A 14,123-nucleotide genomic window follows, 5' to 3' on the forward strand; every position below is an offset into this window, starting at 1 on the left:
ACCGCCATGCACAACGCCGTCATTTCAGCGCGGACCGAAGCGTTCTGCCAACGCTTCGGTCTTGAACTTCCGATCCTGCTGGCGCCGATGGCAGGCGCCTGCCCGGTGCCGCTGTCTGCAGCGGTTGCCAATGCTGGTGGCATGGGCGCGATGGGCGCGGTGTTGTCCACGCCCGAACAGATCACCCAGTGGATGCACGCATTCGGCCAGCAGTCGTCGGGCCCGGCGCAGATCAATCTGTGGGTGCCGGATCCGGCGCCGCTGCGTGATCCTGCCGCTGAAGCGGCGACGCGCGAGTTTCTTGGTCAGTGGGGCCCGCCGGTTGCAGCGGAGGCCGGCGATGCCGGCCCGGCCGATTTCGATGCCCAGTTCGATGCGCTGATTGCTGCCCGGCCAGCCGTGGCTTCGACCATCCTGGGCGTGTTCTCCGCTGCGCAGGTGACACGGCTCAAGGCCGCTGGCATTGCCTGGTTTGCCTGTGCAACCACGCTGAGTGAAGCGCTTCAGGCGCAGGCCGCTGGCGCTGATGCGGTGGTGGCACAGGGCATGGAAGCCGGCGGTCATCGCGGCGCATTCGATGCCGCACAGGCGGAGCGGCAGATGGTGGGTTTGTTCGCGCTTCTGCCGCGCTTGGTCGATCACCTGAGCGTGCCGGTGATTGCGGCCGGTGGCATTGCCGATGGCCGCGGCGTTGCCGCCGCCTTGATCCTCGGAGCCAGTGCGGTGCAGGTTGGCACTGCGTTCCTCGCTGCCGAGGAATCCGATATTCCCGACGCCTGGAAGCAGGCCTTGGCCGTTGCCGAGCCTGAAGCCACGCGGCCAACGCGGGTCTTCAGTGGCCGGCTTGGGCGCGCCTTGGACACGGATTATGTGCGTGCCGCCGAGGCGGCCGACGCACCTCGCCCACGCCCGTATCCGGTACAACGCGGGCTGACCGCCGCCATGCGCAAGCAGGCCAATGCCGGAAACCAGCTCGATGCGATGCAGGCATGGGCGGGGCAGTCGGCGTGGATGGCGCGACGCGCACCAGCGGCGCAGATTCTGCAGATGATGTGGGCGCAGGCACAGCCGCTGCCATGAGCGTGCTGTTCTGCAATGGGCAATTGGCCGATGCCGGCGCCTTGAGTGCGGCGCTGGTCAATTACGGCCACTTCACTTCATTGCAGGTACGCGGCAGCGCGGTGCAGGGCTGGGCGCTGCATCTTGCGCGCCTGCAGCAAGGCACGCGTGAGCTGTTCGATGTCGAGCTGGATGGCGCGCAACTCGTGGCATGGCTGCGGCAGGCATTGCTGCAGCTCGATGCGGCCGACGCATCGGTGCGCATCACGGTGTTCTCGCGCCAATTTGATTTCCGCCAACCGCTGCGCGCGGTGCCGATGGATGTATTGATGGCCATCGCCGCGCCGGCAACGATTCCAGCACTTGCGCGTTCGGTATTGCCGATGCCGTATCAACGCGAATTGGCGCATATCAAGCACGTGGGCACCTTCCCGCTGTTCCAGTTGCGCCGGCAGGCAATGCAGCGTGGCTTTGATGATGCGCTGTTTGTCGATGCGCAGGACCGCATCAGCGAAGGCAGCACCTGGAACCTGGCGTTCTGGGACGGCGCCCAGGTGCATTGGCCGCAAGCTTCGGCGTTGCGCGGCTGCACCGAGCGTCTGCTGATGGATGGTTTGAACGCGCAGGGGCTGATGCAGGTGAAAGCCGAGCTGCCGCTGCCGGCGCTGGCGCGGTTCAGTGGTGCGGTGGCATTCAATGCGTCCGGTATCTGGCCATTGGCCGCCATCGGTGAGCAACGGTTGGAGCAGTCCGATCAGTTGCTGGCCAAGCTGCAAGCCGCATTGACGCAAACGCCTTGGCTTGCCCTTTAGTACTCGAGGCTTGTGCTCTTGTGGGCTGCGGGTTGGAGTGGCTTGATCAGGTGTGCACGCCACGTTTGCTATTGAGTGCGCGTTGTGAACCTCGTCCTCGATTCGACCACCGCCGGGAGCTTGAATGGTGTTGGACCTGAGTGATCCGCAGGCGACACTGCAGTGGCTGATGAGCGTGCTGCTGTTCGTGCTGCATCTACTTGTCGCCGCGCGGGCGCTGACCCGCGCCAACCGGACGCCTGCATCCCGTGCAGCCTGGGTATTGGTGATCATGCTGGCGCCGGTGATCGGCATGCTGGCCTACCTGCTGCTCGGCGAAACCAATGTTGGCCGGGCACGCCTGCGCCGACTGCAGCAGACGGCGCGGATGCTCGCGGACTTGAATGTCGCCGCGCACAGCGACGTCGCGCTGGCATCGCTGCCTGCGCCGGCGGCGTCGTTGTTTGCCTTGGCGGCATCGATCAACGGCGCACAGCCTCAGTGTGGTAATCGGATCCGCCTGCTCGGCGCAGTCGACAGCAATCCGGCAGTGCCCATGGACGACTGCAGGGCTGCCATCGATGTGCTGGTGCGCGATATCGAGCAGGCGCAGCAAAGCGTGCATATCGCTTTCTATATCTGGCTGGATGATGACGCTGGCGGTCGCGTTGCTGATGCGGTTGCCGCCGCGGCAGCTCGTGGCGTCGCCTGCAGGGTGATGGTGGATGCGCTGGGTTCACGCGCCTTCATCGGCAGTCCGCGTTGGACGCAGCTGAGCCGGGCCGGGGTCAAGCTGCTGCGGACCCTGGACGATCTCAATCGCCTGCAGCACGTGGCCTTCAGTCGCATGGATCTGCGTGACCACCGCAAGATCGTGGTCATCGACAACCGCATTGCCTACTGCGGCAGCCAGAATTGCGCGGATCCGGAATTCCGGGCCAAGCCGCGTTTTGCGCCTTGGATTGACCTGCTGCTGCGCTGCGAAGGCCCGGTGGTGGCGCAGACGCAACGGCTGTTCTTGAGCGGCTGGATTCCGGAAAGTGGTGAGCAGGGCCTGGACGGATACGCCGCCGACGTGGCGCAGCCGTTCGCTGATGGCTGCGTGGCGCTGGCATTTGAAACCGGCCCGGTTACCCGCCACAACGTGATGGCCGATATGTTCGCGGCCTGTGTCTACGCAGCGCGTCGCGAACTGGTGATCAGTACGCCGTATTTCGTGCCGGATGAAGCGCTGCTGCGTGCGATCTGTGCGGCGCCACGGCGCGGCGTACGTACGCGGCTGATCCTGCCCAGGCACAATGACTCCTGGCTGGTTGGCCAAAGCAGTCGCAGCACCTATGCCGATCTGCTGCAGTGTGGCGTGGAAGTCTACGAGTATCCGCTGGGCCTGCTGCATGCAAAGTCGCTGACGATCGATGGCGAGATTGCCCTGGTCGGCTCGGCGAACATGGACCGGCGCAGCCTTGAATTGAACTTCGAGAACAACCTGCTGATCGCCGACAGCGCGGTTACCACCAGCATCGTGCAGCGGCAGGAAGGCTACCTGTCGGTATCCGAGCCGGTGTTGTTATCGCAGGTGATGGCGTGGCCCTTGGCCACGCGTTTGGTGCGCAACGCCGTGGCGATGATGTCGCCGGTGTTGTGAAGCAATGGCTCAGGCAGCCGGTGCGCCATCGCCCCGCAGCAGCCCCATGAACTCACCGAACAGACGCCGGTCGATCAAGCGCCCACGGTCGTTGGCCAGGATTTCGATGGCCCGCTGTACCGGCATTGGACCACGGTAGGGGCGTTGCGAGGTCAGCGCATCGAAGCCATCGACGATGGTCAGGATGCGGGATTCCAATGGAATGTCTTCGCCCTGCAGGCCGTGCGGGTAGCCGCTGCCATCCCAGGCTTCATGGTGGTGGCGGATCAGCGTGGCAACGGCCTTGGCATCACTGCGGCCGGTGCTGGCGAATAGACGTGCGCCGCGCTCCGGATGGGTACGCATCACCGAAATCTTGTCGTCGTCGAGCTTGCCGGGGTGCAGTAGCACGTCATCGCGGATACCTATCTTGCCGACATCGTGGAAGCGGGCGGCCAGTACCAGATGGCCGATGCGTTCCTCGGACAGGTCACAGCGGCGGCCCATGGCCTGGGCAAGTTGCGAAACGCGATCACAGTGGTGGTCTGTATAGCTGTCGCGCTGGTCCAGCGCGGCAGCCAATACATCGATGGCGCAGGAGCTGTCATCCGGTGGATGCGACAGACCCACGGGCGTGGTGATGGTCAACATGATTACGGAGCCGTGTGGGGAACGGCTGCGAGCGTAAGAGAGGGGGCGTTATTTTCAACGCCCTTTCATCTTCACGCAATCTTTACCTGTTGATTCATTCAGTTGTGTGCCGGGCGCAGCGTGGTCAACAGCGCACGCGCAGCGTTGAAGCGATCGGCGCTTTCCGGCAGCGGATGCTTGATGCGCAGCTTGTCCGGGCCATCCATTTGATACAGTTTGGGCTGCTTCTGGATCAGCTGGATCACCACCATCGGATCGATGTTGGGCTTGCTGTCGAACACGATGCGGCCACCGTTCTCACCCAGCTCCAGTTTGCGGATGCCCAACTCGTTGGCCTGCAGCTTGAGCTCGGCGATGGCGAACAGGTGCTTGACCGGATCCGGCAACAGGCCGAAGCGATCGATCATTTCCACCTGCAGTTCGCGCAGGCGCTCGCTGTCACGTGCCGAGCTGATGCGCTTGTACAAGGTCAGGCGGGTATGCACGTCGGGCAGGTAATCTTCCGGAATCAGCGCTGGCACATGCAGCTCGACATCGGCACCGCGTGCCTCTTCGCCAGCATCCAGATCCGGCAGCTTGCCCGACTTGATCGAGCGCACCGCGCGTTCCAGCAGTTCGGTGTACAGGCTGAAGCCGATCTCGGCCATCTGCCCGCTCTGGTCTTCGCCGAGCAGTTCACCGGCGCCACGGATTTCCAGATCGTGCGTTGCCAGGGTGAAGCCGGCACCCAGTTCGTCCATCGAGGCGATGGCATCCAGGCGCTTCTGCGCGTCTGGCGTGATGGAGCGCTTGTCCGGCACCAGCAGGTAGGCGTACGCACGGTGGTGCGAGCGGCCAACGCGACCGCGCAGCTGATGCAACTGGGCAAGACCAAAGCGATCGGCGCGGTTGATGATGATGGTGTTGGCATTCGGGATGTCGATACCCGACTCGATGATGGTACTGGCCAGCAGCACGTTGAAACGCTGCTTCTGGAAATCCAGCATCACTCGTTCCAACTCGCGCTCGGGCATCTGCCCGTGCGCCATACCGATACGTGCCTCGGGCACCAGCTCGGACAGCTCGCGCTGCATCCGGCCCATGCTCTCCACATCGTTGTGCAGGAAGTACAGCTGACCACCACGCGACAACTCACGCTGGAAGGCCTCCCGCAGCTGCGCGTTGTCCCAGGCGGTGACGAAGGTTTTGACTGCCAAACGGTTCGGCGGTGGCGTGGCGATGATTGACAGATCACGCAGGCCAGCCATGGCCATGTTCAAGGTGCGTGGGATCGGCGTAGCGGTCAGGGTCAGCAGGTGCACGTTGGCGCGCATCGCCTTCAGTGCTTCCTTCTGGCGTACGCCAAAGCGCTGCTCTTCATCGACGATGACCAGACCAAGATCCTTGAACTTCACGTCCGGCTGCAATAGCCGGTGCGTGCCGATGATCACATCGATGGTGCCTTCGGCGACCTTGTCGAGCTCGGCCTTGATTTCCTTGCTGGTCTTGAAGCGCGACAGCACTTCCACCCGCAGCGGGTAATCGGCGAAGCGGTCGCGGAAGTTGCGGTAGTGCTGTTCGGCCAGCAGCGTGGTTGGCACCAGCACTGCGACCTGCTTGCCGCCGCTCGCCGCCGCGAATGCAGCGCGCAGCGCGACCTCGGTCTTGCCGAAGCCGACGTCACCGCAGACCACACGGTCCATCGGCTGGCTGGATTGCAGGTCACGCAGCGTGGCTTCGATCGCCGCCTGCTGGTCGGGTGTTTCCTCGAACGGGAAGCCGGCCGCGAACGGCTCGTACAGCGAACGATCGATATCCAGTGCCAAGCCGGCGCGGGCGCGACGACGGGCCTGGATTTCCAGCAGCTCGGCGGCAACGTCGCGGACTTTTTCGGCAGCCTTGCGCTTGGCCTTGGCCCACTGCTCGCCACCGAGCGAATGCAGCGGCGCGGTTTCCGGCGACGCACCGGAGTAGCGGCTGATCAGGTGCAGTTGCGCGACCGGTACATACAGGCGGTCGCCCTTGGCGTATTCGATCTCCAGGAATTCGCCGGGCATGCCGCCGACATCCATCGCGATCAAGCCGCGGTAGCGGCCCACACCATGATCTTCATGGACGATGGGCGCGCCTTCGGTCAGCTCGCCAAGGTCACGGATGATGGACTCGGGCTCGCGCCCGGCGCGCCGCGTACGCCGCGCCTGGCCAGCACGTTCCGGGAACAGCTGGCGCTCGGTAAGCACGGCCAAGGCCGGCTCGCTGAGCGCAAAGCCGTCATCCAGCGGTGCAACGGTAATGGCGAAGCGCGCGAGCCCCGCTTTGCTCTTAAGCCCCTCTCCCGTTAACGGAAGAGGGGGTGGGGTGAGGGCGCTCTTGCTTTGGCTTTTGCCAGAAGCGTCACTCCCGCCAAGTGGAGAAGGCAGAAAATCATTGAAGCTCCCAACAACCTCAGGCCGCAATTCAGCAGCCTGCAGCACTTCCAACAAGGCCTCACGCCGTCCCGGCGAATCCGCCGCGATCAGCACCCGGCCCGGGTAATGCTCGATGAAGGACTTCAGTGCCTGCCCAGCCGGCGCATCCTTGGCGGCGACCGGCAACGGCGGCAGCGGCTGGTCACCCAGCGCCTGCGCCTCGGCGGCGCGCGGATGATCGGCCGCACACACTTCCACACGCGGCAGCTTGTTGAACTGCTCGCGCAGCTTGTCCGGTGACTGGTAGATCTCGTCCGGTGGCAGCAGCGGCCGTTCGATATCGTGGCGGCGTTGTTCGTAACGGCTGTTGGTCTGCAGCCAGAACGCATCGGAGGCTTCGCTGACGCCGCTGCCGAGCACGGTCATGAAACCGTCCGGCAGGTAGTCGAACAGGGTCGCGGTCTGGTTGAAGAACAACGGCAGCATGTACTCGATGCCCGAAGGCGCCAGGCCGGCCTTCAGGTCCTGGTACAGGGGACTGCGCCGGGTATCCACATCGAAGCGTTCGCGCAGCGATGCCAGCACCTTGTTGAGGCTGGCATCGTCCATCGGTACTTCCCGGCCCGGCAGCATCTTTACTGCCGTCACCTTGTCCAGCGAACGCTGCGATTCCGGGTCGAACTCGCGGATGGAATCGATGTCCTCGTCCAGCAGCTCGATGCGCAGCGGCGCGTCGGCACCCATCGGATAGACGTCGAGCAGGCCGCCACGCACGGCGAAATCGCCCGGGTCCATCACCTGCACGACATTGCGGTAACCGGCGCTTTCCAGGCGGCGCTTCTCAGCGTCCATGTCCAGGCGCTGGCCGACCTTCAGGTCGAAGCTGCCGCCGACGATGTAGCTCAATGGCGCCAGCCGCTGCAGCAGGGTCTGCACCGGCACCACGACAATGCCTTGCTTCAGCGTCGGCAGGCGGTGCAATGCGGCCAGACGCTGCGAAATGATGTCCGGGTGTGGACTGAACTGGTCGTAGGGCAGGGTTTCCCAATCCGGGAACGGCACTACCGGCAGCGGGCTGTTCGCGCCCAGCAGGGTCTGCAGGTCAGCTACCAGCTGATGCGCGCTGTGGTTGTCGCGGGTGATCAGCAGCAGCGGCTTGGCGTGCGCCTGCGCGGCGCAGGAGACATGCCAGGCCAGCGCACTGCTGGAAGCCGGAGCGCGCCACCAGGCGCGGAGCTGGCCCGAACGGGGCAGCGGCGGAATGGGGTAGGTAATAGGCGACATGAACCGCGAATTTTACCAGATGCGCTCCCGTCGCCTCGTTGGGCTTGATCTGACTTGTACGCGGGGCGTTGCAGGGCCGATAACGCGACAGGCGCCTTGCCGGCGCCTGTCGTCAGCTGAATGGAGAACCGACGCCTAGTTGGCCAGCTCCAGCACCATCCGCACCAGTCCAGGGGCGGCTGCGGGATGCGGCACCTGCTTGAAGCCAAGTGACGCGGCCAGCTGCAGCATCGGTTCGTTGTCCTGGGCGATGTCGCCGTACAGGCGGTCCAGGTATTTGCCGCGTGCCCATTTGACCAGTTTGCGCATCAACTGTCGGCCCAGACCCTGACCGGCAAGGAAGCCGCTGACCAGGATGGCGTACTCGGCATCGCGGGTGCCCGGAATGATGGAGGCGCGCGCTACCGCACCGACAACCGCTTCGCCGGGGGGCAGCGGCTCGGCTGCGACCAGTGCGATCTCGGTTTTCGGGTTCGGGTGGGTCAGGCGCTGGGCGGTCTCATCCGACAGTGATTCAACCGACTGCAGGAACTTGTCGCGCACTTCTTCCGGCCCGAACAGGGCAAATGCGCCCTGCAGCGGCGCACCGTCTTCAGGGCGGATGGGTCGTATCAGCAGCTCACGGCCGCTGGGTGCCTTGAAATTTTCATGCCACGGGGGCATGCGGTTGCGTGTGGCCATGACTACGTTTCCTCCAAAGTCGCCTGATTCTGTCACCGCGGCTGCTACGTTCTGTGAACGCGGTCCAAAGCGGCTGCAGATTGCCGGCGCCGCCCGTCATTCGGGCGTCTTCAGCCACTCCAGCCGGGTCGAGGTGCCGGTTTCACCCAGATACTGCTTCAGGACCGGCAAGGCCGGGGCCAATACCTGCTCGAACTGCCATGGCGGGTTCAGCAACAGCATCCCGCTACCATTCAGACGCAGCGGAGAGTCGTCGGCCCTCACCATGAATTCGGCGACCAGGATGGACTTGGCCGGCAGCGCGGCCGCCTTGCGGAAGAACGGCTGCAGGGTGCGGCGTTGCTTGATCGGGTACCAGACCGCGCATTGCGCCTGCGGCATCCGGGTAAGAATCTCACGCAGGGTTGAGATGATCAGTGGGTACTCGGCGTCCTGCACCTCATACGGCGGATCGATCAGCACCAGCGCCCGCCCAATCTTGATCGCGCCGCTCTTGGGTGGCAGGAAGGCGCGGATGGCTTCATAGCCGTTGCCAGCGTGCACCTGTACCCGGCGGTCGTGGGCGAACAGCTCCTTGAGCGCGGTGACCTCATCCTTCTGCAGCTCGCAGGCGGCCATGCGGTCCTGTTCGCGCAGGGCGCGGGCGGCCAACAGCGGCGAGCCCGGGTAGGAGATCAAGGCGCCGACCGGGTTGTCGGCCTGCACCGCGCGCAGGTACTGCTCCACCACTTCGGGCAGCGACGGGGTGGTCATCAGTCGCAGTACGCCTTCATCGATCTCGGCGGTTTTGCGGCTTTCCTCGGCGGACAGCAGGTAACGGCCGCGGCCGGCATGCGTGTCCAGCACGAAGAAGGGCGAGTCTTTGCGCTTGAGCGCGTCGATCATCGCCAACATGACGATGTGCTTGAGAACGTCGGCGTGGTTACCGGCGTGGAAGGCGTGGCGATAATTCATCGGCGAAGTTTACGGCTTGCAGCGTTGCGTGGGCGTTTTGATCGGCCTGCGTTGGTCGGCGGACGGCTCAATCGGCGGTTCCAGGGGGCAATCGGGCCACCTTCGGCTACTGCCGCTGGCGTCTGCGGCAAGGCCAGCTATGCTGATGCAATGTCCAGCCAACCTGCCCGCGTACTCGTCGTCGAAGACGAGGCCGCCATCGCCGACACTCTTCTTTATGCGCTGCGCAGCGAAGGCTATGTCGCCAGCCATTGCGCCTTGGGCCGCGAGGCGTTGGCCTTGCTGCGTCAGGACGGCGCCGATGTGGTGGTGCTGGATGTCGGTCTGCCCGACCTGGGCGGCTTCGACGTCTGCCGTGAACTGCGCACTTTCAGCCAGGTGCCGGTGATCTTCCTGACCGCCCGCAACGATGAGTTCGACCGCGTATTGGGGCTGGAGCTGGGCGCCGACGACTATGTGACCAAGCCGTTCTCGCCACGCGAGATGGTGGCGCGGGTCCGCGCGCGGCTGCGCCGGACCACGCCTGCGACGCCGGTTGCAGCGGAGGCGGGTGGTTGGAAGCAACTGGGCCGGTTCGCGATTGATCACGAAGGCCGGCGCATCCGCTACGACGAGGCGCTGCTGGACCTGACCCGCTACGAGTACGCCCTGCTGGCGGCGTTGCTGCAGCGCCCCGGGGCGATCCTGAGCCGGGCGCAGCTGATGGAACGTGGCTGGGACCATGCCAGCGACAGCACCGACCGCACCGTCGATACCCACGTCAAAACCCTGCGCGCAAAGCTGCGTGCGGCCGGCGCGCAGGGCGAGCCGATACGCACCCATCGCGGCGTCGGCTACGCCCTGGATGTCTGACCGATGCGGATCGGGCTGAAGCTGTTCCTGGGGTTCTTCCTGATTGTCGGCATCGCCGCGTTCTTCGTGATGCGCGTGTTCGTCAACGAGGTCAAACCCGGCGTGCGCCAGGCGATGGAGTCCACCCTTGTGGACGCGGCCAATGTGCTGGCGGTGATGGCTGCGCCCGATCTGAAGGCCGGCCACATCGGCGACGGTGACTTCGCCGCGCGCCTGGCCACCGCCCAGCGCCGCGATCCCAAGGCGATGGTGTGGCGCTTCCCCAAGCGCAGCATCGATTACCGGGTGACGGTGACCAATGCACAGGGCATCGTGGTCTACGACTCGCGTGGGCAGGATGTGGGCCGCGACAACTCGCGCTGGAATGACGTGTACAAAACCCTGCGTGGTGAGTACGGCGCACGCTCCAGTCCGGAGATTCCGGGCGACGAAACCAACACCGTGATGCACGTCGCCGCGCCGATGTATGACCCGGCTGACGGACGCACCCTGATTGGCGTACTGACCCTGTCGCAGCCCAACGACACCATCGATCCCTTCATCGTTGCCAGCCAGCGCGCCATCATTGCGCGCGGCGCCTGGCTGATCGGGCTGTCGGCACTGATCGGCCTGTTGATGACCTGGTGGTTGTCGCGCGGCATCAGCGGACTGAGTCGTTATGCAAAAGCCGTCAGCGCCGGTGAGCCAGTGCCGCCGCCGAAGCGGCGCCGCGACGAGATCGGCGACCTCGGCCAGGCGCTGGAAACCATGCGCCGCAAGCTCGAAGGCAAGGCCTATGTCGAGCAGTACGTGCAGTCGCTGACCCACGAAATGAAGAGCCCGCTGGCGGCGATACGTGGCGCTGCCGAACTCCTTCAGGAGCCCTTGCCGGAAGCTGACCGGCAGCGTTTCGCCGCCAACATCGTGCAGCAGGAGCGGCGCCTGACCGAAACCATCGACCAGTTGCTGCGGCTGGCCGAGGTTGAACAGCACGGCTGGCTGCAGCGACGTACCGAGGTAAATCTGGTCGCGGTCTGCCGCGCGCTGGCCGAGGATGCGGCGCCACGTCTGCAGGCCGGGCAGATCCAACTGGATGTGGAACTGCCCGAGCAGGCAGCGGTGCAGGGCGATACCTTCCTGCTGCGGCAGGCGCTTTCGAACCTGCTGGACAACGCGATTGCGTTCTCCGTGCCGGGTGGCCGCATCATGCTCAGCGTGCAGCGCCAGCAGCAGAACTGGCGCATCGCCGTGCGCGACAACGGGCCTGGTGTGCCGGATTACGCGCAGGAGCGGGTGTTCGAGCGCTTCTACTCGCTGGCACGGCCGGGTACGGGCCAACGCAGTTCCGGCCTGGGCCTGCCGTTCGTGGCCGAGGTGGCGCGCCTGCATGGCGGTGTCGCGGAGCTGGGCAACCATCCTGAAGGTGGCGCCGAAGCGCGCCTGCTGCTGCCGGTCGGCTGACTTCACATTCGCTTCAAACTCGCCACAAACCCTGTTCACCAGCGGCGTTCAACCTGTCCCTGTTTCCACACGAGGACGGGACATGACTTCCCTGAAACTGCTGTTGCGCTTCGCCATTGTCGGCGGGCTGGTGTTGTTGCTGCTGATTCCCCTGCTGCTGATCCGCAGCACCATCAATGAGCGTGAGCGTTACCGCGACGAGGCGGTAGAGCGGGTATCGCAGAGCTGGGCTGGCGAGCAGTCGCTGATCGGCCCGGTGCGAGTGCTGCCGTGGACCCAGCAGCGTGAAGTGGAAATTCCAGCCGAGGGCAACAATCCGCGCAAGACCGAAATGCGCGTTGAAAGCGGCTATGACCTGCAGATGCCGACGCGCTTGAACGTGCAGGGCAATATGCGCACCGATGAGCGCACCGTCGGTCTGTTCAAGGTGCCGGTCTACAACTGGCAGGCCAAGCTGCAGGCGGAGTTCGCCGAGAGCAGCTATGTGGCGGTACCGGGGCGCACTTACGGTCGTCCTTATCTGGCGATGGGTGTGTCCGATGTGCGCGGCCTGGTAGGTACGCCGAACTTGCGCGTCGACGGCCGTGCGATCCAGCTGCAACCCGGCTCCGGCGCTCTGGAGGGAACCTCCAAGGGCCTGCATGCGCCGCTGTCGGTATTGCCGGATTCGGTGCAGGGCGTGCTGCGCGAGGGGGCCAAGGTCGAGCTGGAGTTCGTGCTGGGCGGCACCCGTTCGCTGGCGGTTGCGCCGGTGGGTGACGACACCCGGGTGTCGTTGTCTTCGACCTGGCAGCATCCGCTGTTTGGCGGCAGCTTTCTGCCCAACGAGCGCAGCATCGATGCCAGCGGCTTCAAGGCGGAGTGGGCGGTGTCATCGCTGGCCTCGGCGGCGCAGGCGCAGTTGGTCAAGGCCATCCGCAGCGACGGTGGCAGCGTTGAAGCCTTGAACGTAGCCTTGGTCGACCCGGTTGACACCTACACGCAGGTGGACCGTGCAAGCAAGTACGGCATCCTGTTCGTGCTGCTGACCTTCGTTGGTTTCGCGCTGTTCGAGCTGATCAAGCAGCTGAAGATCCATCCGCTGCAGTACCTGCTGGTTGGCTTGGCGTTGGCGATCTTCTTCCTGTTGTTGCTGAGTCTTTCCGAGCAGATTGCGTTCTGGCAGGCGTATCTGATTGCGGCGGCGGCGTGTATCGGCTTGCAGGGTTTCTATCTCAGCGGGGTGCTACACAGCTGGAAGCGTGGTGTCGGTTTCGCGACGATGCTGACCATGTTGTACGGCGTGCTGTATGTGCTGTTGGTCTCGGAGAACAACGCGCTGCTGATGGGTTCGCTGCTGCTGTTCGGCATCCTCGCCGCGATCATGTGGATCACCCGCAAAGTCGATTGGTACGAGCTGAGCAGTCGTGCAGTGAGCAAGCAGGCTTGATTGGACGGTTGCGATGACGGGGCGGGATGGCAATAGCCATCCCGCCTCTTTCGCAGGGAGGAAGGACATGAATCGTGCATTGATCCATCGCCGTGCGCAGCGCTTGTTGCCGGCGGGTATCGAGACCTGCGGCCTGCTGCACTTCGGCATGGCCCCGGGGCAGGTGGAGCGTGTGTTGTTGGACAGTGTGTTTGCGGGTGGGCAGGCGCAGGGGATGGTAGCGCTGCGCTTGTCGTTGTCGACGGCGTTGGCGATCCGGCGCAAGGGGCTGTGGTACTTCGAGCCAGGAGACTGGGTGTATTCGGCGTTTGCAGAGGCTCATTCGCCGGATGCCGGTCGTTCTGCGTGTGGAGCAGAGGGCTTGGGTGAGCTGCCGACGACGCATGGGGCTGGATACTCCGCCGTCGCTCAAGATGGCCGTTCGTGGTTTGTGGTGCTGCCGGTGGAACGTCTCGTGGTGTATGGGTGGTGGGAGTGAGGGGCGCCGAGTTCTCGCCATGTTGCGTACGTGCTCCCTTCTCTCGCGTTCGGAATGAGCGCGGGGGCCTCTGCCGCAAAGGCGGGTTGTTTGAGGAGTCGGCCCCGCGAAGGCGGGCTGCAGGCGCACGCCGGGCCGAATGACCCTCCCTTCTCCCGCTTGCGGGAGAAGGTGCCCGGAGGGCGGATGAGGGGAGCTTTTGCCTTGGCTGTTGCTGTGAAAATGATTGCTGATTGCTGATTGCTGATTGCTGATTGCTGATTGCTGATTGCCAAAGCCAAAGCCAAAGCCAAAGCGGGAGCTTTCACTCCCCTGCGGGGAGCGAGTCACTTTTCTTTGCTTGTGCAAAGAAGAAGTAACCAAAAGAAAGCACACCCTGCCTCCGCGCCCACGCCGCTACGCGGCGCGGGTCCACTCCGCTGGCAGGATTTTTCGACGATACATCCATGTATCGTCGAAAAACGACGTGCGTCCTGCACGTCGCCCCGTGCGG

General features: G+C 64.4%; 11 protein-coding genes. 7 read left to right on the forward strand and 4 right to left on the reverse strand.

Features of this window, described 5'->3' with window-relative positions:
• The first annotated feature begins 6 nt into the window (after positions 1 to 6).
• The 3 genes from ACVOLS_RS14320 to cls all read left to right on the forward strand — a co-directional run bounded on the left by ACVOLS_RS14320 (position 7) and on the right by cls (position 3,495).
• Positions 7 to 1,080: an NAD(P)H-dependent flavin oxidoreductase gene (locus tag ACVOLS_RS14320; protein ID WP_481546151.1), complete on the forward strand. Its 1,074-nt coding sequence runs from the start codon at positions 7 to 9 to the stop codon at positions 1,078 to 1,080.
• Entirely contained in the window at positions 1,077 to 1,871 is a 795-nt protein-coding gene (locus tag ACVOLS_RS14325) for an aminotransferase class IV (protein ID WP_481546152.1), read from the forward strand. The genes ACVOLS_RS14320 and ACVOLS_RS14325 overlap by 4 nt, the downstream gene beginning before the upstream one ends.
• 124 nt (positions 1,872 to 1,995) lie before the next feature.
• Entirely contained in the window at positions 1,996 to 3,495 is a 1,500-nt protein-coding gene (gene cls / locus ACVOLS_RS14330; RefSeq protein ID WP_481546153.1) for a cardiolipin synthase, read from the forward strand.
• A 9-nt stretch (positions 3,496 to 3,504) separates the two neighbouring features.
• Here the strand turns inward: cls and ACVOLS_RS14335 are convergent, their stop codons facing one another.
• From ACVOLS_RS14335 to ACVOLS_RS14350, 4 genes are all read right to left on the reverse strand, one after another.
• On the reverse strand, positions 3,505 to 4,125 hold the full coding sequence (locus ACVOLS_RS14335) for an HD-GYP domain-containing protein (RefSeq protein ID WP_481546154.1): 621 nt from the start codon (positions 4,123 to 4,125) through the stop codon (positions 3,505 to 3,507).
• 98 nt (positions 4,126 to 4,223) lie between these two features.
• Positions 4,224 to 7,796 (reverse strand): transcription-repair coupling factor, encoded by a 3,573-nt coding sequence (mfd, locus tag ACVOLS_RS14340; protein WP_481546155.1) that lies wholly within the window; start codon positions 7,794 to 7,796, stop codon positions 4,224 to 4,226.
• Between the two features lie 135 nt (positions 7,797 to 7,931).
• Entirely contained in the window at positions 7,932 to 8,477 is a 546-nt protein-coding gene (locus ACVOLS_RS14345) for a GNAT family N-acetyltransferase (RefSeq protein ID WP_057629682.1), read from the reverse strand.
• Positions 8,478 to 8,573: 96 nt separating this feature from the next.
• Positions 8,574 to 9,431 carry a 23S rRNA (adenine(2030)-N(6))-methyltransferase RlmJ gene (locus tag ACVOLS_RS14350; RefSeq protein ID WP_296252797.1) on the reverse strand — a complete coding sequence of 286 codons (858 nt, stop codon included), beginning with the start codon at positions 9,429 to 9,431 and terminating at the stop codon, positions 8,574 to 8,576.
• Between the two features lie 150 nt (positions 9,432 to 9,581).
• On the opposite strand from ACVOLS_RS14350, the gene creB reads away from it, so the two are divergent.
• The 4 genes from creB to ACVOLS_RS14370 all read left to right on the forward strand — a co-directional run bounded on the left by creB (position 9,582) and on the right by ACVOLS_RS14370 (position 13,630).
• Positions 9,582 to 10,283, forward strand: a complete 702-nt coding sequence (creB, locus tag ACVOLS_RS14355) for a two-component system response regulator CreB (RefSeq protein WP_481546156.1) — start codon at positions 9,582 to 9,584, stop codon at positions 10,281 to 10,283.
• A gap of 3 nt (positions 10,284 to 10,286) precedes the next feature.
• Positions 10,287 to 11,723: a two-component system sensor histidine kinase CreC gene (gene creC / locus ACVOLS_RS14360; protein ID WP_481546157.1), complete on the forward strand. Its 1,437-nt coding sequence runs from the start codon at positions 10,287 to 10,289 to the stop codon at positions 11,721 to 11,723.
• 82 nt (positions 11,724 to 11,805) lie between these two features.
• Complete coding sequence (gene creD / locus ACVOLS_RS14365) at positions 11,806 to 13,152, forward strand: cell envelope integrity protein CreD (protein ID WP_481546158.1); 1,347 nt, start codon at positions 11,806 to 11,808, stop codon at positions 13,150 to 13,152.
• Positions 13,153 to 13,219: 67 nt separating this feature from the next.
• Positions 13,220 to 13,630, forward strand: a complete 411-nt coding sequence (locus tag ACVOLS_RS14370) for a hypothetical protein (protein ID WP_481546159.1) — start codon at positions 13,220 to 13,222, stop codon at positions 13,628 to 13,630.
• The last annotated feature ends 493 nt before the right edge of the window (positions 13,631 to 14,123 follow it).

The organism is Stenotrophomonas sp. STEN038 (genome assembly GCF_056759895.1).